Raw genomic sequence first — 23,419 nt, forward strand, 5'->3', positions numbered from 1 at the left:
GCCGAATGGCGTCGACCGCTCGCCCGCGCGACCTATCCCGCCGCGGCCGCGTGGAACCGCTCCCGGTGCTCGTTCCACGGCCGGTGGCGTTCCTGTTCGCTCATCGCCAGCAGTTCACGTAACTTCCCCCAGGCCGCGTCGTCGGTCGGTGTGTACACCTGCATCCACGCGTGCGGAACCGACGGCAACGACATGCTGGTCAGGAACATCTCCAGCTCACCGACCGCGAGATTGCGGATCTGTTTGGTGCGGCTCGCCGGGCTCGCCACATCGTTGCGCGCCCAGATCGCCGCGAAACTCTCACTCTCCGAACATAACTCGGAGATGAACCGCTCCCAGTCGGGATCGCCGAGATTCTTCGCGTACGCGCCGCGCAGATATCCGACCATGCGCCGCAGATCATCCCAATTGTGGCGATGGGCGTTGCAGCATTCGGGGGTCAGGAAGATTCGCCGGGCGACGTTGCGCTCACCGAGCAGAAATCCCGGGCACAGCGCCTCGTAGGAGATGTTGTGCGCGAGCACGTCGTAGCGCGTGCTCAACACGACGGCGGGCAGCGGCTGTAGATGGTCCAGGATCACCTGCAATTCCTCGGGCAATGTCGCGTCCGCGTGCGCCGTCGGTACCGTCGGCACATCCGCCAAGCGGTACAGGTGCGCCTTCTCCGCGGGATCGAGCGACAGTGTTCGCGCCACCGCGTTCAACACCTGCACACTGACATTGATGTTGCGGCCCTGTTCGAGCCAGGTGTACCAGGTGACGCCGACTCCGGACAATTGCGCGACTTCCTCGCGCCGCAGGCCGGGGGTGCGACGGCGTGGGCCGGGCGGGAGCCCCACGTCGCCGGGCGTGATGCGCGCGCGGCGCGACTTGAGAAATGCGCCGAGTTCGCTACGCCGGGCCTTACGCAGGGTGCCCGCGTCCACCGTATCCGTCATCCTTCGATCGTCGCCGAAGCGCCGGGGGTTATCCAGGTGGCACCGGTACCCGTTTCCGGGTGCTCGTACTACCGGTGTGGGATCTGCCGCGCGTATCCGGGTGCCGGTGGTACCGGTGTCACCGGGCTCCTGTTACCGGTGCCGGTGACGACGCATGCTCGTGGTCATGACTCAGACCTTGCCGCCCGAACCGGCTCCGGCCGTGTCGAATGCCGCCGCCACGCCTACCGGGTACGGCGCGCGCCGCACCGTCGCCCTGCTCGCGGTGATACTCACCGGACAGTTCATGGCGGTGCTCGACTCCTCCATCGTCAATGTCGCCATTCCCTCGATTCGCGGCGATCTGCGCACCAGTGGATCGTCACTACAGCTGATCGTGGCCGGATACGTGATCGCCTATGCCGTACTGCTGGTGACGGGTGCGCGGCTGGGGGATCGGTTCAGTCAGCGGCGCGTCTTCATCGCCGGGCTCGCCGTGTTCACGGCGGCATCGCTGGCCTGCGGGCTGGCGTGGGACGAGACCGCGTTGATCGTGTTCCGATTCGCGCAGGGGATCGGGGCCGCGGCCATGGTGCCGCAGGTGATGACGCTCATCCAGCGCGATTTCACCGGTAACGCCCGTGCGAAGGCGCTGAGCCTGTACTCCGCGATCATTTCCGGCGGTGTGGTGATCGGGCAGGTACTCGGCGGGCTGATCGTGTACGCCGATCTGTTCGAGACTGGTTGGCGCGGTGTCTTTCTGGTGAATGTGCCGATCGGCCTGGCGCTGCTCGTCGCCGCGCCGAAGGTGCTGCCCGCCGATTCCGCGCGGTACCACCGCGCGGTGGATCTTCCCGGCTTGGGAATGCTCACGGTCGCGGTGTTGCTGTTGGTATTGCCGCTGGTGCTGGGACACGAACAGGATTGGCCGCTGTGGACCTGGATAAGTCTGGGGGCCAGTGTGATCGCGGTCGGGGCGTTCCTGCTGATCGAGCGGGTGGTCGCGGCGCGTGGCGGGGAACCGCTCTTCGCGCACCGCGCACTGCGGGCTCCTCGGCTGTTGCTCACGGCGGCAACACTTTTCGTTGTCATGGCGACGTTCGGCGGCTGGATGTTCGTGATCGCCATCCACTTGCAGAGCACGCTCGGCTACAGCGCCATGCACGCGGGCCTGCTCTTCATACCGATGGGCCTGACCTTCGCGCTGGGCAGCCTGTATTGGGAGCGCCTTCCGGCCCGGTCGCACGCGAGGATGATTCCCGCCGGATTGGTCGTGGCCGCCGTGTCGATGGTCGCGATGGGGATGCTGTTGCGTGAGGGCGCGGAGTTCGGGGTCGCGGCGCTGATCCTGTCCGGTTTCATGGGGCTGGGCAACGGCCTCGCCTTCAGCCCGTTGATGACGCGCACGCTCGCCCGGATTCCGAGGGATCTGGCCGCCGACGCCAGCGGCATCCTGGTCACGAATGTGCAGTTGGGCATCGTCGTCGGCATCGCCTGTTTCGGGACGGTATTCCTCGGTCCGGCCGGAGCGACGACGGTCTCGGCCGCGCACGCACTCGGCGGTACCGCGATCGCGGAAGGTGTCACGGTGTTGGTGGCGGCTGTGCTCGCGGCCAGGGCCGCGCGCTAGACCCGGGCCCGGCTGGAAGCGCGCGGGCGCGACTCATCGCCTGGGATACAAGGCATCTCACCTCGTATTTCTCCGGGAAATTGCTGTCGGGATTCAGCTTGACACTCGTGTAAGGCTGAGTTAGCTTCTAGTGGCCCAGATCACAATCAGGATCGGGTCGCCGGATATCGCCGAATGTGCGATCCGGCGTCGAAACATGTAGCTCGACGGGGTGCCCGGCGCGGAACGCCCGGCACGACCCGGCCTGGAAGGGCATTCAGCATGGGTAGTAGATCCGGTCGAATCGCGGCGGCGGCGTTGGCCGCCGCGTGCGTGTTCTCCGTCGTTTCGTGCGGCGACGACAGCAGTTCCGACTCGGGCGGCGGTGGCACCGCTATCGCCCCGGGCGTCGAGGCCACGGGCACGCCGATCAAGGTCGGCCTGTTCAATCCGTCGAAAGGCCCGGCGACCCAGGCGGGTGTCACGACGGGCAAGAACGCGGCGATCGAATACATCAACAAGCAGATCGGCGGCATCGGCGGCCATCCGATCGAGGTGGTCGACTGCGGTATCGACAACACCTCCCCGGAGTCGACGATCTCGTGCGCCAACCAGTTCGTGCAGGCCGGTGTGGTGGCCGCGCTCGACGGCTACAACGCTGAATCGTCGGCGGCCATGCCGATTCTGACCTCGGCGGGAATCCCGCTGGTCGGCCAGATTCCGTTCAATACCGCGACCGGCGCGGTGCCGGAGAACCGGGTGTTCTTCGGCCCGCCGCCCGCCGCCTTCCTGGTCGGATTCCTGCAATCGCTCAAACAGGCCGGGAAGAACTCCTTGACCCTGGTCAATTCCGATCTGCCCCAGGCGCATCAGGTCTTCGACAACCTGCTCACGCCGCTGGGCAAGCAGTTGGGCATCGAGGTCAAGAGCGCCTACTACCCGCCGACCGGTCCGAACTTCACCGCGCTCGCGTCGACGATCGCGGACGGGTCACCCGCCGCGGGTGGTCTGATGACCGCACCCAACGACAACACCTGTAACAAGCTGGCACAGGCGCTGAAGTCCGTGAAGTACACGGGCACCGTATTCCTGGCGGCCTGCACGGAATTCGTCGACATCCTGGGCGCGCAGGCGGTCGGCGCGCAGGCGTATTCACCGGTATGGCTGCCGCCCGCCGTCGACGCGGCTCCCGAGCCCGCGAAATCCAATCTGAAGATCGCCGAGAAATTCATCGAGAACGCCGGTGGCACAGCCGGTTTCTACGCCTACGGGACCTTCTCCCTGCTGGTCGACTTCGCCCAGGGGCTGGCCTCGGCGGCGCCCGCGGAGTTCACCGGGCCGTCGATCCTGACCGCGCTCAAGGGCCTGACCGACTACCAGAGTTTCCTCGGCCCGAAACTGACCTGCGGCAAGGCGACCACGCCGAACTGCACCACGGACATGCTGCTGTTCGAGGTCACCGGGGACAAGAAGCAGGCACCGGTTTCCGGCGGGTACATCACCCCGAGTCCCGAAGTCCTGAAATTGATTCCGGGCGCGGCGTAACCGACAGGGGATGACCGTGAGGGGTGGGCCGTCGACAGGTCGGCGGCCCACCCCTCACGGCCTCGGCCATTGACAGAAATAAGGGCACATGGGCCAGTTCTTGCAGTTCGTCTTCCTCGGCCTCTCGGTCGGCGCGGTATACGCCGTCCTGGCCTCGTCGCTGGTAGGAGTGCACGCCGCGACGGGAATAATCAATTTCGCGCAGGGCGCGTTCGCGCTGTGGGCGGTGTATGTCGTCGCGGCACTGCGGACCGACGGGACCTTCGTCCTGCCGATCGGCAGTCTCGAACTCGGTAGCGAGGAGCATCCGACGCCGATGGCGGCGGCCGTCGCGTTGGGAATCGCCTCGGCGGCGGTCTGGGCGCTGCTGGCGCACCTGGTGGTGTTCCGCCCGCTGCGTCACGCGCCGGTATTGGCGCAGGTGGTCGCCTCGGTCGGGTTGATGCTGTTCATCCAGGCGCTGGTCGGGTTGCGGTTCGACACCGAAAACCTCTTCGCGTCACCGATTCTGCCGGAGAACACCGTCACGGTGGCCGGTGCGCTGATCAATGTGTCCGATCTCGTCCTCGCCGCGATCGCGATCGCCGTCGCGGTCGGCCTGCGCGCGTATTTCACGCTGACCACCGCCGGTATCGCGACCCGGGCGGGCTCGGAGGACGAACTCGCGGCCCGGCTGACCGGATACTCACCCGACCGGCTCGCCGCGATCGTGTGGACGCTGACCGGCGCCGCCTGCGGGCTCATCGGAGTGCTCGCCGCGTACACCATCGGCTTGAACGAGACGAGCTACACCTTCTACGTGATCCCGGCATTGGCGGCGGCGCTGGTCGGACGGCTGTCGTCGTTCGCGGTCGCGTGCGCGGCCGGGTTGGGACTGGGGTCCTTCCAGGCGGTCGTGCTGTGGATAGATACCAAGGACTGGTTGCCGAACTGGGCGCAGGCCGGGTTCGGTGACGCGGTGCCCTTCGTGATCGTCGTGATCGCGCTGTTCCTGCTCGGTGGCCGGATACCCGCGCGCGGCTCGCTCGGGGCGGTGAAGATGCCCGCGGTGCGGATCCCGCGGATCAGGATCGTGCCGACGGCCGGGGTCCTGACGGTCGCCGTCCTCGCGATCGTTTCGACGACGGGCACGTGGCGCTACGGCGTCGTCACCTCGATCATCCTGTCGCTGATCGCGCTGTCGCTGGTGCTGCTGACCGGGTATCTCGGTCAGATCTCCTTGGCCAGTATGGCTTTCGCGGGCACCGCGGGATTCGCGTTGTCGAAGTTGTCCGACGGCTGGCACGTGCCGTTTCCGCTCGGCATGATCGCCGCGGCCGCGACCGCCACCGCGCTCGGTGTCCTGGTCGGGGTGCCCGCGCTGCGCATTCGCGGCGCGCAACTGGCGGTGGTGACCCTGGCCGCCGCGCTGGCGATCCAGAGTTTCGTGTTCAACAATCCGTCGCTGACCCCCTCGCAGGGCAATCTCATCGCCGATCCGACCCTGTTCGGCCTCGACCTGGGCGTCCGCGAGGGCACCGATCTGGTCACCCTGCGTTTCGCGCTGATGGTGCTGGTGGTCGTCGCGATCTGCACCCTGGCGGTGATGCGGATCATGGGCGGCGCGACGGGCCGTGCGCTGCTGGCCGTGCGGTCCAACGAGCGCGCCGCCGCCTCGGTCGGCATCGACGTCGCGGCGACGAAATTGCTCGGCTTCGCGGTCTCGGCCTTCCTCGCCGGTATCGGCGGCTGCCTGATCGGCTACAGCCGAGGACAGCTCTCGGCGGGATCGTTCACCGTGATGATCGGATTGACCGTACTGGCGATGACCTACGTCGGCGGCATCACCTCGGTCTCGGGCGCGTTCCTCGCGGGAACGGTCGGCCCGCTCGGCGTCGGCTACGTATTCCTCAATCAGACTCTCGAACTCGGCGAGTACTACGACCTCATCGCCGCGGGGGTGCTGCTGCTGATGGCGGTGCTCAATCCCGTCGGCATCGCGGGCGCGCTCGCCGCGGCCAAAGAGTCGCTCACGGAGACTCTTTCACGTCGACGAACCCGCGAACCGGTCACCGAACCCGTCGTAGGAAAGGAGGCAGTGGCCCATGTCGGATGACGTGACACCCCTGCTGCGTACGTCCGGGTTGTCGGTGCGCTACGGCGGCGTCGTGGCGAACACCGATATCGACATCGCCGTCGACCCCGGTGAGATCGTCGGCTTGATCGGACCCAACGGTGCAGGCAAGACGACATTCGTCGACGCCGTCACCGGATTCACCGAGTACACCGGACATGTCAGCCTCGAAGGCGCAGCGCTCGACAAACTCGGACCGCACCGCCGACGTCGCGCCGGACTGGCCAGGACGTGGCAGGCGGGGGAGTTGTTCGGGGATCTGACGGTCGCGCAGAACCTCGCCGTCGCCGTCGCGCCGACCGGTCTGCGCACGCTGTTCTCCGATATCTTCGGAAGTTCGGCGCTGCCGGGTGAAACCGTCGACGCGGCACTGGAATTGGTGGGCGTGCCCGGCGTGGCCGCCCGGCGTCCCGGTGAGTTGACGCTCGGCCAGCAGAAACTGGTCGGCGTGGCGCGCGCTCTGGTCGGCGGCACCAGGGTGGTGCTGCTCGACGAACCGGCCGCCGGGTTGGACACGCACGAAAGTCTGGAGTTCGGACGGCATTTGCGCCGGGTCGCGGAGGCGGGCGTCGGTGTGCTGCTCATCGACCACGACATGTCGCTGGTCCTCGACATCTGTACACGACTGTATGTGCTGGACTTCGGCGTGGTCATCGCCGCCGGAGCGCCCGCCCTGATCCGAGAAGACCCCCGTGTGATCGCGGCCTATCTGGGCACCGCACGGCCGGGCGAGAGCGAAACGGCGGCGCCCGCGAGTGCCGCCCGACCGGTAGGAGACACCGAATGACCGGCTCGGCGATCGCCGAAGTGCCCGTGGCCGAGACGAATCCGGCGCTGCGCATCGACGGGCTCACCGTCGGGTACGGCGGTGTGCCCGCCGTGCGCGAACTGGACGCCCAGGTGCGACCGGGTGAGATTCTCGCGCTGTTGGGGCCGAACGGCGCGGGTAAGACCACGACCCTGCTCGCCTCGGTCGGGGCGCTGCCGGTGCTCTCGGGCACGATCACCGCGCTCGGCGAACCGCTGGATCGACGGGTCGAGCGAAACGCGCGCCGCGGCGTCGTCCTGGTACCCGACAGCCGCGGGGTGTTCCACCGGCTTTCGGTCGACGACAATCTGCGCCTGGCCCGACGCAAACACGGTCCGTCGATCGCCGACGTCCTGGACTATTTCCCCAAACTCGGGTCCATGCGCTCGCGGCGGTGCGGCACCCTGTCCGGTGGCGAACAACAGATGCTCGCGCTGGCCAAAGCGCTGTTGTGCGCGCCGAAAATCCTGCTCATCGACGAACTCAGCCTCGGGCTGTCACCGATCGCGGTCGAGGATCTGCTGCCGCGACTGCGGGTGATCGCCGACGACCAGCACATGGCCGTGGTTCTGGTCGAACAACATATCGAGCTGGCGTTGTCGATCGCGGACTCTGCCGTGGTGCTCCACCACGGCAGAGCCGCGCTGTCGGGCGCGGCGACCGAGCTGCGCGATCGCCGGGATATGGTCGAGGCGGCGTACTTCGGTAATGTCGGAGAATCCGCGGGTGGTCCCGCCATGACCTGACGCGGGCCACCACGGTGGCCGCGTTCGATCGGAAGACCGCAGGCGAGGGCGTGCGGACACGAGGGAGGGGGAGCGTGACCGGAAAGCCGGACCGCGGGAAGACAGCGCGTCGCAGTACCCGCAATCGCCCCACCGACAACGAACTGCTCGACGCGGCCTGCGCGGTGATCGCCGAAGTCGGCGTCGACCGGACCACCATGGACACCATCGCGCAGCGCGCCGACACCTCCCGGGTGACCCTCTACGCCCATTTCGGTTCTCGCGACGCACTCGTCGACGCGGTGATCGAACGCGAGCTGGAGGCGTTGACCGCCTGGATGTTCGAGATCTACGACAACGGCGAGACGATGCAGTACGGGCAGCGCGCCAGGTACTCGGTCGAATCGCTCTTCGACTACGCCCGCCGACACCCCGAGGGTTTCCGGGTGCTGCTCGACAACCGATACGACGACAGTCATCCGGGGCGGCGGCTCTCGGCCGCCCTGGAACCGCGTATCGCCGAGCGGTTGCGAGCGAACTACGCCGAACGCGGGACCCCCATCCACGGCGGCGCCGACACCCTGGCCACCATGCTCCTCGGGATCAGCCTCGATATCGCCTACCGCGCCGTCATCGTCGCGGGCGCCGATATCGACGCTGCGTGCGACCTCGCCGTGACGGCGTCGCTCGCGGTGCTGCGCGCCGTCGAACCCGAACAGCTGCGCGCGATCGATACCTCGCCGGTGCCGCACACCTCGTAACAAGCATGGGCCGATGCACTGCCGCATCGATGAGGCCGAGCTTCGGTCATGAGATCTTGTATGGATACGGTCGATCATTCTCGCCGATTTCATCGCTGTACTACGCCCTGATTGATAGTCTTGAGGCTAGTTGACTATCAGTCCGTGTGCGAACCGTGCCCGAACACGGCACGGAACCGAATGCGGATCTCGTTCGAGGAGTGGACGTGTCCGGTGCGCGCGGGTCGCAGGCCCTGGTCGCCGTGGTCGCGCCGAGAAGCATATTCCCTCCGGCGCAAGGACGTTCGGTTCGACGAGCGCGCTCGGAGCGCGGTCGGCCGCGTCGGTGGTGTCGACCGGTCCCATGTCCGAGATACCACTGACGCCGATACCCAGGAGAAGCCGAGATGACCAGCGCCACCGACGAATCCCTACCGCGCGGCCCCCGCGCCGTCCCGCGCGACGGCGGCCGTGCCCGCCCGCCCGCTCCGCGTGTCTGGGTGTCCGATGACCAGGAGCCGATCGAACTGGTATCGCCGGACTCGCTGACCGCGGAGATGGTCGGACACTGGACCTATCTCGTGCTGGAGGGCGCGGCGTTCGCGATGCAGGGCCTGCACCCGGTCATCCGCGAGGTCACCGACCGGTATTCGGTAGCGCGCACCGATCCCGGCGGGCGTGCCATCCGGTCCGTCGACTCCGTGCTGCGCTGGACCTACGGCGGGGTCGAGGCGGTACAGGAGGGCACCAGGCTCCGGTCCCTGCACGAACCGCTGACCATGCGCGACGGTGCGGGCAAACACATCAGCGCCCTCGATCCCGGTGCCTACCAGTGGGTGATCGCCACCGCCTACGTCACCACCGCGAAGGCGGGTCCGCTGCTGATCGGGCGTGAGTTCACCGAGGCGGAACTGGACGATTTGCTGGCCGACAACATTCGCATCGCCAAGATCCTGCGGGTGCCGATGAAGGGCTATCCGCGCACACGGGCGGAATTCGACATCTACTACGAGCGCATCGTCACCGAGGTCTTGGGTGCCGACGACCGGGTGCGGGCCGATTTCGCGATGCTGCGTCGTGGCGATACCGAACAACTGCGCGCGCTGCCTGCGCCCGCCGGGGCGATCGCCCGCGCGCTGGCTCGACCGCTGCTGCGGTTCAACTATCTGTCCGTCGTCGGCCTGCTCGATCCGCGCCTGCGCGCCATGATCGGCGTCGACTGGAGCCCGGGGGAACAGCGGACACTCGAAAAGATATACGCCGGAATTCGTTTTCGCCTATCGGGTGCTACCCGAGCGCCTCACGTATTTCCCCATCGCCTACCACGCGCGCGGACATCACCGCAGTATCCAGCGTATGAAGAAGCGGGAACTGAAATCGGCCGCGTACAAGGTACGGCCCAAACAGGTGTAGGGCTCAGCGCCCGCCCGGATGCGGGAACAGCAGCGGGGCCAGATAGCGGCGGGCGAACTGTTTGGCTGCCGCGGAGTCGCCGAGCGGCAGCACGCCGCGCGGGTTGGAGATGAAGGTCATGGTCAGCCGTACGAAGAGTTCGGCGACCACCTCGTTGTCGAAATCGCCGAGTTCGCCGCGACGTTGCCAGTGCAACAGGTATCGGGCCACCAGAGTGCGGCCCTGCTCGATGAAGTCGTCGCCGGTCAGGAAGTCGGCGAGCTCACCGGCCGCCGAGCTCACCCGGAGGCTGCGGGTGAGCAGCCGGGGTGCGTTCGCCTCGCTGACGAACGCGGCGAACATCTCCGCCAGCGCGCTCACCGGTCCCGCCGACCGACGCACCGCCTCCGCCATGATCAGCCCGACCCGCTGCGATTCGGCCATCAGCGCGTAGCGCACGAGTGCCGACTTGGTCCCGAATCGGCGATACACCGTGGCCACGCCGACGCCGGCGAGTTCGGCGATGCCCACCATGGTGGTCTCCTCGAAACCGACCTGGGCGAAACAGTCCCTCGCGGCGTCGACGATGCGGCGCGATCTCGGGTCGAGGGTGACGAGGTCGGCCCAGGCCTGTCCCGCGGCGGTGAGGAATTCCGTCACGGTGTCCTCGGTGTCACCGTCCGGACCGGCGGCGACCGTCGCGGACCGGATGCTGTCGTCCGCGGCAGTCTTCTCGCCGATGGTCCGATCCCGCTGTGCCGTCACCGACCCGAGCCTACCGGCGGGCCCTCGGCGCGGACGATGTTCTGCACCGCTGCGACGTGGTGATCGGCCGCCCGTGCGTTGCGGCCGAGAAGGTGAGATCCGCGCCGCTACCGGAGCTGTCGAATGCCCGTGGTGTCGCCGGGATCATCCGGTGCGGGGCCGGTGGCGATGTCGTCGGCCAGCGGTGTGATGGCGGCGATGATCAGGCCGGTCGTCTCGGCGGGTACTCCCGCCGCCGACAGTGCGGCGGCCAGGTGGTGGGCCACCAGGTCGAAATGGTGTCGGGTGATGCCGCGGCCTCGGTGCACCTGTTTCATCGAGGGGCCGATGTACGGGTCGGGACCGCCGAGGGCGGCGGCGAAGAATTCGACCTGACGTCCCCGCATGCGTGACATGTTCACGCCCGCGAAGAACTCCGACAGCGCGGCGTCGTCGAGGACGCGCGCGTAGAAGTCCTCGACGACGACTTCGATGGCTCGTCGACCGCCGATCAGTTCGTAGATCGGCGTGTCCTCCGGTGTGGGCGGCTCGGATGCGAAAGACGCTGCGGAAGACATGATCTCAGCGCCCGATTCGGGTGGTCGACGGGGACCGGTCTTGTTTCGGTTCGTAGTCGAGTCTCGATTCGAGACGTTCGGTGAGTCCGTGCATCGTCGCCACTCCTCATTGAGTCGAGCATCACCCGATGCGGGAGCGAGAAGTGCTCACGCTGGTAGGTAATCGAGAATATACACTAACTTAGAAGTGTTCTGACGAATTTTCATAACCATGGAGGATGGGACTTCGGGCGGTCGCGCAGCTACATGCGACAGGTGGTATTGCGCGTTCATCGGCCTATTCGGTTGTCGTAGACAGGTGAGGCATGGTCGGTCGAGAGTCGGGGTCGGTGTTGATCTTTGGTGCAGATTCATAGAGAACTGCTAGTTACATAGTGGCCTGGCAATTGCTGGCGGATCGCGGCTGAGTGGCGAATGCGACTTGCGCCTGTGGAGCGCCCCGCGGCTCATTCGGTCCGGCGAAGTCCCGTGATCAGGAATCCGATCAGCCGCCGTGCGTCGTAGCGCAGATTCGCACTCGCGCCCGCGCACAGGCTCCCGACTCCGCGCATGAGTTCGTAGGCGTCGAGATCGGGGCGGATCTCACCGGAAGCGGCTGCGGCGTCGAGTATTTCGGTGCAGACGGGGACCAGTCGATCGAGGAAGTACGCGTGCAGCGGGTCGAAACAGGGGTCATCGGATTGGAGGACGGCGGCGAGGCCCTGCTTGGTGATGACGAAATCGACGAAGCGGTCGATCCAGGATCGCAGGGCGGCGTACGGTGTCGCGCTGGTCGTCAGGAGTTCGGGGCCGTCCACGGCGAGGGCGTCCACCTGGTGTCGGTAGACGGCGATGATGAGATCCGCGCGCGTGGGGAAGTGGCGGTAGATCGTGGCCGTGCCGACGCCCGCCCCGGCAGCGATATCCCGAATCGGCGCCTCGACGCCCGAGGTGACGAATACCGCCGCTGCCGCATCGAGCAGGGCTTTCTCGTTGCGCCGGGCATCGGCCCTTCTGGGGCGGGGCGCGCCGTCGGTGGAGCGTTCGTCGTTCACCTGGTCCTCTCTTTCGCGGCGCGGTCGATAAACGGGACAGCGTCCCGTATAGTCAAACGTGACAGCGTCCCGTTTCCCATTCTGTCAGATCGCGCCGACGGCCCTGCCGTTGTGTGCCCGTCGAGCGGGACGGATCTCGGAAGGAATTCTGCGTGAACCAGTCGAACACAACGATGAACGCGGGTATCGAATCGCCCGCACCGATCGTCTCGGTGAAGCCGATCGTCCTGCCAGCGCCCGAACGGGGTGATGGCCTGCGGGTACGAGTATCCGCGCCGGTGACGGGGCACGCTCTGCCCGTGCTGGTCTTCTCGCACGGCTTCGGCTCGTCGTCGGACGGCTACGGCCCCCTCGCCGACTTCTGGGCCGCGCACGGTTTCGTGGTGATCCAACCGACCCACCTCGACTCCCGGACCCTGCGGCTCGCTCCCGACGATCCCCGCACGCCGCTGATCTGGCGGTCGCGGGTGGCGGATATGACCCGTGTGCTCGACCGGCTCGAACAGTTGGAGACCTCGGTCCCCGGCCTCGCCGGTCGGGTCGATCGCGACCGGATCGCGGTGGCGGGCCACTCCTTCGGCGGCCAGACGGCAGGCAATCTCCTGGGAGCGCGCGTCCGCGATCCCGACGGCGGGGACGGCGTCGACCTGTCCGATCCTCGCGTCGCGGCGGGCGTCCTCCTGGCCACCGCCGGACATGGAGGTGCGGACCTGAGTCCGTTCGCCGCCGAGCATTTCCCGTTCATGCACCCGAATTTCGCGGCGATGGCCACCCCGGCGCTCGTGGTCGCGGGCGATCACGACGACTCCCCGCTGACGGTGCGCGGACCGGACTGGCTCACCGACGCCTATCACGCCAGTCCCGGCAGCAAGAGCCTGCTCACCGTATTCGGCGCCGAACACTCCCTCGGCGGAATCCCCGGCTACGAAGCCGCCGAGACGACGGACGAGAGTCCGGAACGGGTCGAACTGATCCAACGGGTCACCCTGGCCTACCTGCGTCGAGCCCTCGGGATCGACGACGTCGACTGGAAGCAGGTGTGTTCTGCTCTGCTGGAGGGTAGTTCGCCCCTGGGGCGCATCGAGTCGAAGTAGGTCTTCGGGCTGTAAATTCCCGAAGGTGCTGTGAATCAGTGTGATTCGACCAAATAGCCTCCGAGGTGGGGGATGGCGTCGATCAGGTGTCGAGCCGAGATCGGCTCGATGATCGGGGTGAGGTCCCAATCGCCCTCGCGGTACCGCAATGTGGCGATCACGATGCCGGTATGCGGTCCGGTGTCCGCGAGATCGCATCGAATCAGTTGGGTGGCGGTGACGCTGTCGGTGATTCGGCAGAAGCCGTTCTCGACCTGATCCAAGGTGTGGCCGGAGTAGCAGCTGACGACGAAGACGATCGTGGTGACGAGCGGGTCCATCGCGGTCAGGTCGAGGACGATCACCTCGTTGTCGCCGTCACCGTCGCCGGTGACACTGTCACCGAGATGCCGTGCCGCGCCGTCGTTCGAGGTCAGCTTCTCGTGGTAGGCGACATCGAGGAGGCGTGATCCCGCGAACATCAGTGCCGCGGCGTTGAGGTCGATGTCCTTGCGGCTCCTGCCGAACAGGCCTCTGCGACGGACGGGATCCCATCCGAGGCCCATTGTGACATGCGCGAGCGGGGTGGGGAAACGGAATGGGGCCGGGGTGATCACGCGGTGCCTCCATGACTGATCGAACCCGATCCGTCGGTTCGGATCGAGTTGCCGACCAGACTTCCCGGCACACCTACCTCTCAAGATGCCCTATGCACCCCGTCTGTGGCAAATACGGACAATTCGCCCGGAGGTTCCGTCATCGGTGACGACCCGCGGTCATGACCGTGCCGGAACCGGGATACTGGGAATATGGCCGCCGCGCAGGACTCCGATCCGGATATCTCCGGCGCGCCGGTGGGCCGCCGGGTGATCCTCGGATTATTCGCGGCGGGGGTGGCCGGTGTGCTCGGCGGCGCCACCGTGCAGAAGGGTTTGTCGGCGGTACTCGGACCGATCGGCAACCGCGATCCGACCGGATTGGTCGGGTTGATTCCGGTCGGCGACTCGTTCCGGTTCTACTCGGTCACCGACAGTGTCCCGCATCGCGACGCCGGGAACTATCGACTCGATGTCACCGGTCTGGTCGGGGCGACGCGCGGGTACACGCTCGAGGAATTGCGGGCCATGCCGCAGACGACGCTGGTGCGGGATTTCCAATGCGTCACCGGCTGGCGCGTGCCCGAAGTGCGGTGGAGCGGAGTGCTTCTGGCCGATCTCCTGGACGCGGCCGGGGTGCGCGACGAGGCGCGGGCGGTGCGATTCACCTCGTTCGACGGTGAGTACACCGAGAGCCTGACCCTCGAACAGGCCCGCCGCGACGATGTGCTGGTCGCGCTGGAGATGATCGACGGACCGGTCACCCACGACCACGGCGGGCCGGTCCGGCTCTACGTCGCGCCCATGTACGGGTACAAGAGTCTGAAATGGCTGTCCGGCATCGAGGTGACCGCGAAGGTGATCCCCGGCTACTGGGAGCAGAACGGGTACGCCGTCGACGGGTGGGTCGGCAGGTCCAACGGTCGTGACGATGACCCGACCGGCTGATTCCGGCGCGGTCCGCCTGCACCGGTTCGGACGGGTCGAACGCGCGGTGCACTGGCTGACCGGACTGCTGGTCCTCGTTTGCGTCGTGACCGCCGCCATCCTCTACAACGGCCCGCTCGCGGTGCTGGTCGGCAATCGGCACATCGTCGAAACCGTCCATGTCTGGAGCGGATTCGCGTTGCCGATCCCCTTGGTCGCGGGCCTGGTGTCCGCGGCCTACCGCGCCGATCTGCGACGCTTGAACCGCTTCACCTCGGCCGACTACCGGTGGTTGCGCTCCAGAGCCCGCCGCCGCTCCGGCGTCGATGTCGGGAAGTTCAACGCGGGCCAGAAACTCAATGCCGCGCTGAGCGCCGGATCGATCTCGGTGCTGCTCGGGACCGGGGTGATCATGTTCTTCCCCGACTGGACGCGGCTCACCTGGCGCACCGGCGCGACCTTCGTCCACGACTGGTTCGCGCTCGCGTTCGGCCTGCTGGTCGCGGGCCATCTCGGGTACGCGTTGCGCGATCGGGAAGCCATGCGCGGCATGCTCGTCGGTACGGTGTCGAAATCCTGGGCGACGCGCGAGCACATCCTGTGGGCCTCGCGAGCGGAATCGGAACAGCGCGACCGATAGCGATCGGTGGCGGTCGGCTCGGCGTCGGTCGCCGGGTTTCAATCATCGTGAGCTGACCCATCGCACTGCGGTGGCGGTCGGTGGTCCACTCGGTGGACAACGCGCGACCACCCGTTCGGCGTCCGATCCGGATGAAAGACCCACCACCGCAATGAGGAACATTCGATTCCGCAAACTCCTGGCCACGACCGCGGTGGCCACCGCTCTCGCGACGGCCCTGGCCGCCTGCGGTGGCTCGTCGTCCTCGTCGGGCGATTCCGCGGGCGAACCCGTCTTCGGCTCGACCTTGCAGTTCTATGATCCGGTGCAGTACACGGCGTGGCTCCCCACGAATTCGATCTGGTCCAACAGTCAGGTCACCAACAATCTGGCGGAGCGGCTGACCTGGCAGGACGCGAAAACCGGTGAGATCAAGCCGTGGCTGGCGACATCGTGGGAGATCAGCGACGACAAGCTGAGGTACCGGTTCCGGCTGCGCGAGGGTGTGACCTTCAGCAACGGTGATCCGGTCGACGCCGCGATCGTCAAGGCGAACTACGATCAGCACGGCTTCGGCGACCAGAGACTCGGCATCCCGCCGGATCGTTTCTTCTCCGATTACCAGGGCGCCCAGGTCATCGATCCGCTGACGGTGGAGATCTCCTTCACCAAGCCGAACGCGGGATTCCTCCAGGTCGCCTCGTTCTACCGCGCGGGATCCATTCTGGCGAAACCGTTCCTGGAGAAGGATCTCAACGGCCAGGGGCTCGCCACCAACTGGATCGGCTCCGGTCCCTTCGTCGTCGAATCCGTGGACGGCACAACGGGAATCACCCTGAAACGGCGCGAGGATTACAACTGGGCGCCGGAGGGTTCGGCGCATCAGGGCAGGGCGTACCTCGAGCGCGTCGTCTTCAAGACCGTTCCCGAGGCGGGCACGCGGGTGGGCGCGCTGCAATCGGGCCAGGCCCATATCGCGCGCAATATCGCGCCCTACGACGAGGAGTCGGTGACGGGCGCGGGCGGTCAGATCCTCGCCTTCCCGGTCCAGGGGCAGACCAACAAGCTCTCGGTGCAGCTGGATTCCACGGCGCCGATTCTCGACAAGAATGTGCGCCTCGCGTTGCAGGCGGCCACGAATCGCGAGGAGATCAACCGAACGGTGCTCTCGCCGAGTTATCCGATCCCGACCAGCATTCTGGTGCAGGGCACGCCGAGTCGCGGTGACGCGACCAAGTACCTGGGCTACGACCAGGGCAGGGCCGAGTCACTGCTCGAACAGGCGGGCTGGAAGAAGGGCGCCGACGGCATCCGGGTCAAGGACGGCAAGCGTCTGCGGCTCGAGATCTGGGTCGCGCCGTATTACCAGGTCTCCCAACCGGTTCTGGAACTGCTGCAATCGCAGTGGAAGAAAGCGGGCGTCGAGCTGAATATCCACAGCACGTCGCTGACCGAATACGAGGCGACCCAGACCGCGCGCCCGGACGAATGGGCGCTGGTGCAGGGCCAGACCTCGCGGGCCGAACCCGATGTGCTGCGGACCGCGTTCGACAGCGCGGGTACGAACGAACTGCACGCCACCACCCCCGACGAGAAATTGAACGAACTGGTGCGCGCGCAGGCGTTCTCCTTCGATCCGGCGGCCCGGGCGAAGGCCGTGCAGGCGATCGAGGATCACCTGTTCGCGGAGGGCTATGTGATTCCGCTCTACGACGAGACCCAGGTGTTCGGCCTCGCGCCGAACGTGCACGGATTCGGAACCGAGTCCACCGCGCGGACCTGGCTCTACGACACCTGGATCTCGGAGTAGCGGCGGACCGCAGCGGCGAAGCGCGGCAGTCGAACAACAGTGACGGAAGGTGAGGAAATGCGCGGCTATGTCGTCAGACGGCTGGGGCAGGCGGTGCTGGTGCTGTGGGCCGCCTACACCCTGTCCTTCGTCCTGCTCAGCGCGCTGCCCGGGGATTCGGTCAACAACCGGATCCAGAATCCGGACGCGCAGATCTCGCCGGAGGCCGGACGGATCATGCTGGAGTTCTACGGCCTCGACCGGCCGATCTTCGAGCAGTATCTGCTCGGGATACGCGGGGTGCTGACCGGGGAATTCGGCTATTCGCTCGTCAACGGCAAACCCGTCACGCAATTGCTCGCCGAGGTGCTGCCGAGCACCCTGCGGTTGACCGCGCTCGGTCTGGTCTTCGGCCTGCTCTTCGCGGTGGTCGTCGCGCTGGCGAGCAACTACGCGCCGTGGGCGTGGTTGCGCGGCCTGTTCGGCACCGCGCCCGCGCTGTTCGCCTCGGTGCCGACCTTCGTCGTCGGCATCCTGGCGCTACAGTTCCTGTCCTTCCGGTTCCACCTGATCCCCTCGGTCGACGACGGCAGTTTCCTGGCGCTGCTCGCCCCCGCCGCGACGCTGGGACTATTGATCGCCGCCCCGATCTCCCAGGTTTTCGCGCACTCGATCCACGCCACCCGCCGCGCGCCGTTCGTCCACGTGCTGCACGCGAAAGGAGCGGGTGAGGGGTACATCTTCCGCAAGGACGTGCTGCGCAATTCGTCGCTGCCGGTGTTGACCCTGCTGGGTCTGGCGCTCGGCGAGTTGATCGCGGGGTCGGTCGTGACGGAATCGGTGTACGCCAGGGACGGCATCGGGCAGCTCACCGTCGGGGCCGTCGACACCCAGGACCTGCCGGTCGTGCAGGGCGTGGTGCTGCTGTCGACGGCGGCCTACGTCCTGGTGAACCTCGCGGTGGACCTGATCTATCCGTTCGTCGACCCGCGCGTGCTCGTCGACGGCAGGACGCAGCGGGTGACGCGGGCCCGCCGCACCCTCGGGCGCAAACCCGTCGCCCGGGTCGTGGCGCCGACGCCGCACCGTCTTCCGCCGGAAATGGCGATGCCGTGACCGCCGTCGTCGAGACCGGGAAGGCCGGTGCGCCGACGCCGCTCACGAGCGAGAAGCGTTCGCGCGAGCGCGTGATCACGGCCGTGCGCTGGTTGGGCGGGCACTGGAGTCTGCTGCTGGCGATCGCGGTCGTGGCCGTGGTGTTGCTGTGGGCGCTGGTGCCCGGACTGTTCGTCGCCTACGACCCGTTGGCGGTGGATCCGGCGAGCAAACTGAAACCCCCGTCGGGACAGCACTGGTTCGGCACCGACCAACTCGGCCGCGACCTCTACACGCGGGTCGTCTACGGGGCGCGCGCGTCGCTGACCGGATCGGCGGTGGCCGTCGCGGTCGGTGTCGCGGTCGGCACTCTGCTCGGTGTGCTCGCTGGATGGTTCGCCGGATTTACCGACAGCGTCCTGATGCGGATCATCGACGTGGTGCTGTCGATTCCGGGTTTCCTGCTCGCGATCACCATCGTCGTCCTGCTCGGCTTCGGGGTCTTCCAGGCCGGTGTCGCGGTCGGGCTGACCGTGTCGGCCACCTTCGCGCGGTTGATCCGCTCGGAGGTGATGAAGGCACGCACCAGCAATTACGTCGAGGCCGCGATCACCAGCGGCGCTTCGACTTTCGACATTCTGCGCCGCCACGTGATCCCGAATTCGATCGCCCCGACCGTCTCGCTGATCACCGTGCAGTTCGGGATCGCGATCGTCTGGATCGCCTCGCTGAGTTTCCTCGGGCTCGGCGCGCAGCCACCCGATCCGGAATGGGGCCGGCTGGTCTCCGACGGACGCAACTACATCGCCACGCGCGGCTGGTTGACGCTGTGGCCGGGCCTCACCGTCGTGGTCGTCGTCCTCGCGACCAACCACATCTCCCACCACATCACCAGGAGGACGTCGTCGTGAGTGTCGTCCCCGAACACCGTGTCGCCGAATCCGCCGTGACCGAACTGGCCGTGACCGCGCCGGTTCTCGCGGTGCGCGACCTCACCGTCGGCTACCGCGTGAAGCGGCGTGTCGAACCGGTCGTCCACGATGTGTCCTTCGAGGTGGGGCCGGGACAGGTGTTGGCACTGGTGGGGGAGTCCGGCTCCGGCAAGACCACCACCGCGCACGCCGTGCTCGGATTGCTCCCCGGCAACGGTGAGGTGATCGGCGGCCGCATCATCTTCCGCGACCAGGTTCTCACCGAGCTGTCGGCGAAGGGCTGGCGCGAGATCCGCGGCCGCGCGGTGAGTCTCATTCCGCAGGATCCGACCGTCTCGCTCGACCCGGTGCGCCGCGTCGGTGACCAGGTCGAAGACGTGTTGTTGCTGCATACCGACCTGGGCGCCGAGGCGCGAAGGGCGCGCGTGCACGAACTGTTCGAACTGGTCGGCTTCGACGATGTGGAACGCCGCTTCCGGCAGTACCCGCACGAACTCTCCGGCGGCATGCGCCAGCGGGTGCTGATCGCGACGGCGGTAGCGGCCGAGCCGGATCTGATCATCGCCGACGAGCCGACCTCCGCCCTCGACGCGACCGTGCAGAAGCAGGTGCTCGACCTGATCGACGACATCCGCGTGCGCACCGGCACCGCTCTGGTGCTGGTGACCCACGACCTCGGTGTGGCCGCCGACCGGTCCGACATCATCGGCGTGATGCGCGACGGCCGGCTCGTCGAAGCGGGACCCACCGCGCGGGTCGTCGCGCGTCCGGGCCACGACTACACCCGCCGACTGCTCGACAGCGTGCCCGCGCGGCGCGTCGGGACGCGGACCCGGGCGACGGTGGGGGAGGACCGCGCGACCGTCATCGACGTCTCCGAACTGCGTAAGGAGTACGGCGACGTCGCCGCGGTCGACGGCGTCTCCTTCGAGGTGCGCCGAGGCGAGACGTTCTCCCTCGTCGGCGAGTCGGGCAGCGGAAAATCGACCACCGCCCGCGTGCTGACGGGGCTCACCGAGGCGACCTCGGGCCGAGTCTCGTTGCTGGGCAACGACATCACCCGGATCGGCCGACGTGGGTTCCGGCCGCTGCGCCGTGACGTGCAGATCGTCTACCAGAATCCGTTCTCCTCGTTCGACCCGAGATTCGACGTGTACGACGTCGTCGAGGAGCCGTTGCGCTCGTTCCGGTCCACCCGTCGCCCGCGTGGTCGGCGTCCCGACCTGGACCGGGTCGTCGCCGCGCTGGAGGCCGCCGCGCTGCCTGCCGATTTCGTGAATCGCCACCCCGGCGAACTGTCCGGCGGGCAACGGCAGCGGGTCGCGATAGCGCGGGCACTAGTGCTGGAACCGAAGGTCGTCGTCCTGGACGAGCCGATCTCGGCACTGGACGTCTCGGTCGCGGCGCAGATCCTGGATCTGCTGCGCACCCTCCAGGAGGAACGCGGCCTGACCTACCTGTTCATCTCGCACGACCTCGCCGTCGTCCGCGCCATCTCGGATCGGGTGGCGGTGATGCGGCACGGGCGCATCGTCGAACAGGGCGCGGTGGAACAGGTCTTCTCCGATCCAGCCAACGAGTACACGGTGCGACTGATCGACGCGATCGCGGGCCGCGAACTCACCGTAGGAGGTTTGTCATGACCGCTCCGTCTCGTCCGAGGGATCCCGATACGGCACAACCGGATTCACTGGACCGCGCGCTGGTGCGGATCCGCTCGGCGCTGGCCGAACTCGCCCACGGTGTCGGTGCGCGCGACCTGGCCTTCGAACATCCCGACGAACTGGTGCGGGCCCTGGCCGACGCCGGATTCGGGCGGCTGCGGGTTCCCGTCGAATTCGGTGGGTTCGACGTCGATCTGCCGACGCTGTTCGACCTGCTCGCCGAAGCGGGACAGGCGGATTCGAATATCCCGCAGATCTGGCGCGGCCATTTCACCACCGTCGAGATCCTGCGCGAGGAGATCGACGAGGATGTCAGGCAGTACTGGCTGCGTCGCGTCGGCGCGGGCGCGGTGTTCGGCAACGCCCAGTCCGAGCCGTCGGCCGTGGTCGCCGAGGCCGTCGCCGCGGGCGCGGCGGCGCGGGAATGGGGTGCGACGACGACGCGGGTGCGCACCGACGAGAACGGTGACCGTTTCGTCTCCGGTACCAAGTTCTATTCGACCGGAGCCAGATTCGCCGACTACATCCGCGCGGCGGTGGCCGACGACAAGGGCACACGCGGTTTCGTCGTCGTCGCGGCCCGGCACGCGGGCGTCACCCACGTCGACGACTGGGACGGGATCGGGCAGCGTCAGACCGGCAGCGGCACAACACTGTTCGACGATGTGCCGGTCGAGCCGCGCGGTGATATCGGCGCCTTCAAGGAATCGCTGCGCGGGCTCGACTCGTTCGTGCAGATCGTGCATCTGGCGAACCTGACGGGGATCGCACGCAGTATCGTCGCCGAGACGGTCGATCTCGTTCGCGCGCGCACCAGGACGAGCCTGCACGCCCTCACGCAGACGGCGACCGAGGATCCCGAGGTTCTGGGCGTGATCGGTCTGCTCGAGACCCGCAGGCTCACCGCGGAGACACTGCTGCGGCTGGCCGCGCAACGCCTGGAGGACGCGCACGCCGGCGGCGCCGAAGCCGATTTCACCCGGGCCTACCTCGACACCTCGGCGGCGCAGGTCGCCGTCATCGAAGCGGTACTCGACGCGGCGACGAGGGCTTTCGACGCGGTCGGCTCGTCGGCGGCGCGCAATAGCGTCCACCTGGACCGGCACTGGCGCAACGCCAGAACCCTCGCCTCGCACAATCCGGTGGTCTACAAGCCGAGGGTGATCGGGAATTTCCTGGTCAACGATGTCGCACCGGTGCCGGGCTACTACCGTAACCGGCCGTCGGTCGACGACACCGCCGAGCGGACGGAGACCGCGCGATGACCGCCCTGCACGCCGAACCCGAAACAACGACGGCGACTACGGATTCGGTGCTCACCGTCGACGGCGTGCGTGCCGCGATCGGTCCGGTCCTGCGCCGTCTCGGCGAGAGCGCGGCACTGCGGGAGCAGACCCGCGACTACGCCTTCGCCGATGTCGCCGACCTCGCCGCCGCCGGAATCGGGCTCGTCGGCATCGCCGAGGACGACGGCGGCGCGGGCGGATCGCTGCGCGAGGTCACCGAGGTGATCATCGACATCGCGCGCGCGGATTCCAGTGTCGCGCAGGCCCTGCGCAGCACGTTCCTGATCGCGAACCAGGTCGCGAGCCGCCCCGACCTGCCGCACCGCGAGCTGATCCTGGCCCGGCTGCGCGACCGGGATCTGTTCGCGGGCACCGCGAACGAGCGCACCGGCGGCGCGAGCGGGCAGACCAACGCGACCGCCCGCCGCGAGGGCGCGGGCTGGGTGGTCACCGGCGAGAAGTACTACTCCACCGGCGGTCTCTACGCGTCCTGGTTCTCCACCCAGGCGCGGGCCGAGGACGGCACCCTGGTCCGCTTCCTCGTGCCGCTCGATCGAGCCGGGGTGGAACGGCTCGACGATTTCGACGCCGTCGGCCAGCGGCTCACCGCCAGCGGCACCACCCGCTTCACCGAGGTGCGGGTGTCCGACGACGAGGTGACCGTGCTCGGCGACAGTCAGCCGGACAATCCGTGGGCGGGTTCGTTCGCCCAGCTCTATCTCGCGGCGGTACAGGCGGGGATCGCCGCGCGCGCCCTCGACGACGCGGTCGGGTACGTGCGGGAGAAGGCGCGGCCGATCAAGCACAGTTCCGCGTCGACGAGCGCGCGGGATCCCTATGTCAGGGAGACGATCGGCCGGATCGCCGCGCGTGCGCAGGCGGCGCGGGCCGTCGTCCTGCTCGCGGCCGAGGCGCTCGAAGATATCCGGGGTCTGACCGGTGACGCCGCGCGCGAGGCGGGCGCGGCCGCCGCGGTACACGTCGCCCAGGCGGGAACGATCGCCATCGAATCCGCGCTGAACGCGGCCGAACTGCTCTTCGACGTCGGCGGCGGTTCGATCACCGATCGCGCGCTCGGTTTCGACCGGCACTGGCGCAATTCCCGCACCGCGGCCAATCACAATCCGAGACAGTGGAAGGACGCGGTCGCCGGGGCCTATCACCTGACCGGCGAAGAACCGCCGACCACCGGCCTCTTCTGAGTTTCCCACCCCACAACACACCGAACGGAAG

At 67.5% G+C, this 23,419-nt stretch carries 20 protein-coding genes and 1 pseudogene; 16 read left to right on the top strand and 5 right to left on the bottom strand.

What is annotated here, in order from left to right:
• Nucleotides 1-32 precede the first annotated feature (32 nt).
• Entirely contained in the window at nt 33-938 is a 906-nt protein-coding gene (locus DAT37_RS23915) for a helix-turn-helix transcriptional regulator (protein ID WP_109527042.1), read from the bottom strand.
• Between the two features lie 166 nt (nt 939-1,104).
• Here DAT37_RS23915 and DAT37_RS23920 point away from each other — a divergent pair, with 166 nt between their 5' ends.
• The 7 genes and pseudogenes from DAT37_RS23920 to DAT37_RS23950 all read left to right on the top strand — a co-directional run bounded on the left by DAT37_RS23920 (nt 1,105) and on the right by DAT37_RS23950 (nt 9,870).
• Nucleotides 1,105-2,547 carry an MFS transporter gene (locus DAT37_RS23920; RefSeq protein ID WP_232839950.1) on the top strand — a complete coding sequence of 481 codons (1,443 nt, stop codon included), beginning with the start codon at nt 1,105-1,107 and terminating at the stop codon, nt 2,545-2,547.
• Nucleotides 2,548-2,808: 261 nt separating this feature from the next.
• Complete coding sequence (locus DAT37_RS23925; protein ID WP_198654398.1) at nt 2,809-4,071, top strand: ABC transporter substrate-binding protein; 1,263 nt, start codon at nt 2,809-2,811, stop codon at nt 4,069-4,071.
• Nucleotides 4,072-4,159: 88 nt separating this feature from the next.
• The gene (locus DAT37_RS23930; RefSeq protein WP_109527043.1) at nt 4,160-6,166 is read left to right on the top strand and encodes an ABC transporter permease; all 2,007 of its coding nucleotides are present in this window, start codon (nt 4,160-4,162) and stop codon (nt 6,164-6,166) included.
• On the top strand, nt 6,156-6,971 hold the full coding sequence (locus DAT37_RS23935) for an ABC transporter ATP-binding protein (protein WP_109527044.1): 816 nt from the start codon (nt 6,156-6,158) through the stop codon (nt 6,969-6,971). The genes DAT37_RS23930 and DAT37_RS23935 overlap by 11 nt, the downstream gene beginning before the upstream one ends.
• On the top strand, nt 6,968-7,738 hold the full coding sequence (locus tag DAT37_RS23940) for an ABC transporter ATP-binding protein (protein WP_198654399.1): 771 nt from the start codon (nt 6,968-6,970) through the stop codon (nt 7,736-7,738). Before DAT37_RS23935 ends, DAT37_RS23940 begins: the two co-directional genes overlap by 4 nt.
• Before the next feature lie 74 nt (nt 7,739-7,812).
• Nucleotides 7,813-8,478 (top strand): TetR/AcrR family transcriptional regulator, encoded by a 666-nt coding sequence (locus DAT37_RS23945; RefSeq protein WP_109527045.1) that lies wholly within the window; start codon nt 7,813-7,815, stop codon nt 8,476-8,478.
• Between the two features lie 536 nt (nt 8,479-9,014).
• Nucleotides 9,015-9,870, top strand: a pseudogene (locus tag DAT37_RS23950) (oxygenase MpaB family protein).
• A gap of 3 nt (nt 9,871-9,873) precedes the next feature.
• Here DAT37_RS23950 and DAT37_RS23955 read toward each other — a convergent pair.
• The 3 genes from DAT37_RS23955 to DAT37_RS23965 form a co-directional block, all read right to left on the bottom strand.
• Nucleotides 9,874-10,509: a TetR/AcrR family transcriptional regulator gene (locus DAT37_RS23955; protein ID WP_109527378.1), complete on the bottom strand. Its 636-nt coding sequence runs from the start codon at nt 10,507-10,509 to the stop codon at nt 9,874-9,876.
• Between the two features lie 212 nt (nt 10,510-10,721).
• Entirely contained in the window at nt 10,722-11,171 is a 450-nt protein-coding gene (locus DAT37_RS23960; RefSeq protein ID WP_109527046.1) for a group I truncated hemoglobin, read from the bottom strand.
• 446 nt (nt 11,172-11,617) lie between these two features.
• Nucleotides 11,618-12,205 (bottom strand): TetR/AcrR family transcriptional regulator, encoded by a 588-nt coding sequence (locus DAT37_RS23965; RefSeq protein ID WP_109527047.1) that lies wholly within the window; start codon nt 12,203-12,205, stop codon nt 11,618-11,620.
• A gap of 152 nt (nt 12,206-12,357) precedes the next feature.
• Between DAT37_RS23965 and DAT37_RS23970 the strand changes: the two genes are divergently transcribed.
• A complete protein-coding gene (locus DAT37_RS23970) occupies nt 12,358-13,299 on the top strand; it encodes an alpha/beta hydrolase family protein (RefSeq protein WP_408637431.1) in 942 nt (313 codons plus the stop codon).
• Between the two features lie 35 nt (nt 13,300-13,334).
• Here the strand turns inward: DAT37_RS23970 and DAT37_RS23975 are convergent, their stop codons facing one another.
• A complete protein-coding gene (locus DAT37_RS23975; RefSeq protein ID WP_232839951.1) occupies nt 13,335-13,895 on the bottom strand; it encodes a TerD family protein in 561 nt (186 codons plus the stop codon).
• 192 nt (nt 13,896-14,087) lie between these two features.
• Here DAT37_RS23975 and DAT37_RS23980 point away from each other — a divergent pair, with 192 nt between their 5' ends.
• From DAT37_RS23980 to DAT37_RS24015, 8 genes are all read left to right on the top strand, one after another.
• The gene (locus DAT37_RS23980) at nt 14,088-14,822 is read left to right on the top strand and encodes a molybdopterin-dependent oxidoreductase (RefSeq protein WP_109527049.1); all 735 of its coding nucleotides are present in this window, start codon (nt 14,088-14,090) and stop codon (nt 14,820-14,822) included.
• Nucleotides 14,806-15,441, top strand: coding sequence for a cytochrome b/b6 domain-containing protein (locus DAT37_RS23985; RefSeq protein WP_109527050.1), 636 nt, complete (start codon nt 14,806-14,808; stop codon nt 15,439-15,441). Before DAT37_RS23980 ends, DAT37_RS23985 begins: the two co-directional genes overlap by 17 nt.
• A gap of 151 nt (nt 15,442-15,592) precedes the next feature.
• Nucleotides 15,593-17,230: an ABC transporter substrate-binding protein gene (locus tag DAT37_RS23990; protein WP_109527051.1), complete on the top strand. Its 1,638-nt coding sequence runs from the start codon at nt 15,593-15,595 to the stop codon at nt 17,228-17,230.
• A 57-nt stretch (nt 17,231-17,287) separates the two neighbouring features.
• Complete coding sequence (locus DAT37_RS23995) at nt 17,288-18,325, top strand: ABC transporter permease (protein ID WP_109527052.1); 1,038 nt, start codon at nt 17,288-17,290, stop codon at nt 18,323-18,325.
• Complete coding sequence (locus DAT37_RS24000) at nt 18,322-19,215, top strand: ABC transporter permease (protein WP_232839952.1); 894 nt, start codon at nt 18,322-18,324, stop codon at nt 19,213-19,215. Before DAT37_RS23995 ends, DAT37_RS24000 begins: the two co-directional genes overlap by 4 nt.
• Before the next feature lie 50 nt (nt 19,216-19,265).
• Nucleotides 19,266-20,879, top strand: coding sequence for a dipeptide ABC transporter ATP-binding protein (locus DAT37_RS24005; RefSeq protein ID WP_109527381.1), 1,614 nt, complete (start codon nt 19,266-19,268; stop codon nt 20,877-20,879).
• On the top strand, nt 20,876-22,165 hold the full coding sequence (locus DAT37_RS24010; RefSeq protein WP_109527053.1) for an acyl-CoA dehydrogenase family protein: 1,290 nt from the start codon (nt 20,876-20,878) through the stop codon (nt 22,163-22,165). The genes DAT37_RS24005 and DAT37_RS24010 overlap by 4 nt, the downstream gene beginning before the upstream one ends.
• A complete protein-coding gene (locus DAT37_RS24015) occupies nt 22,162-23,388 on the top strand; it encodes an acyl-CoA dehydrogenase family protein (protein ID WP_109527054.1) in 1,227 nt (408 codons plus the stop codon). Before DAT37_RS24010 ends, DAT37_RS24015 begins: the two co-directional genes overlap by 4 nt.
• The last annotated feature ends 31 nt before the right edge of the window (nt 23,389-23,419 follow it).

This window comes from Nocardia aurea (assembly GCF_003123685.1).
Lineage (GTDB): Bacteria > Actinomycetota > Actinomycetes > Mycobacteriales > Mycobacteriaceae > Nocardia > Nocardia aurea.

Excerpts from the sequence above, each read along its gene's own strand:
- DAT37_RS23960 (WP_109527046.1), bottom strand. The coding sequence starts at position 11,171 with ATGTCTTCCGCAGCGTCTTTCGCATCCGAGCCGCCCACACCGGAGGAC.
- DAT37_RS23930 (WP_109527043.1), top strand. The coding sequence starts at position 4,160 with ATGGGCCAGTTCTTGCAGTTCGTCTTCCTCGGCCTCTCGGTCGGCGCG.
- DAT37_RS23920 (WP_232839950.1), top strand. The coding sequence starts at position 1,105 with ATGACTCAGACCTTGCCGCCCGAACCGGCTCCGGCCGTGTCGAATGCC.
- DAT37_RS23940 (WP_198654399.1), top strand. The coding sequence starts at position 6,968 with ATGACCGGCTCGGCGATCGCCGAAGTGCCCGTGGCCGAGACGAATCCG.
- DAT37_RS23995 (WP_109527052.1), top strand. The coding sequence starts at position 17,288 with ATGCGCGGCTATGTCGTCAGACGGCTGGGGCAGGCGGTGCTGGTGCTG.
- DAT37_RS23980 (WP_109527049.1), top strand. The coding sequence starts at position 14,088 with ATGGCCGCCGCGCAGGACTCCGATCCGGATATCTCCGGCGCGCCGGTG.
- DAT37_RS23915 (WP_109527042.1), bottom strand. The coding sequence starts at position 938 with ATGACGGATACGGTGGACGCGGGCACCCTGCGTAAGGCCCGGCGTAGC.
- DAT37_RS23925 (WP_198654398.1), top strand. The coding sequence starts at position 2,809 with ATGGGTAGTAGATCCGGTCGAATCGCGGCGGCGGCGTTGGCCGCCGCG.
- DAT37_RS23990 (WP_109527051.1), top strand. The coding sequence starts at position 15,593 with ATGAGGAACATTCGATTCCGCAAACTCCTGGCCACGACCGCGGTGGCC.
- DAT37_RS24010 (WP_109527053.1), top strand. The coding sequence starts at position 20,876 with ATGACCGCTCCGTCTCGTCCGAGGGATCCCGATACGGCACAACCGGAT.
- DAT37_RS24015 (WP_109527054.1), top strand. The coding sequence starts at position 22,162 with ATGACCGCCCTGCACGCCGAACCCGAAACAACGACGGCGACTACGGAT.
- DAT37_RS23935 (WP_109527044.1), top strand. The coding sequence starts at position 6,156 with ATGTCGGATGACGTGACACCCCTGCTGCGTACGTCCGGGTTGTCGGTG.
- DAT37_RS23985 (WP_109527050.1), top strand. The coding sequence starts at position 14,806 with ATGACCCGACCGGCTGATTCCGGCGCGGTCCGCCTGCACCGGTTCGGA.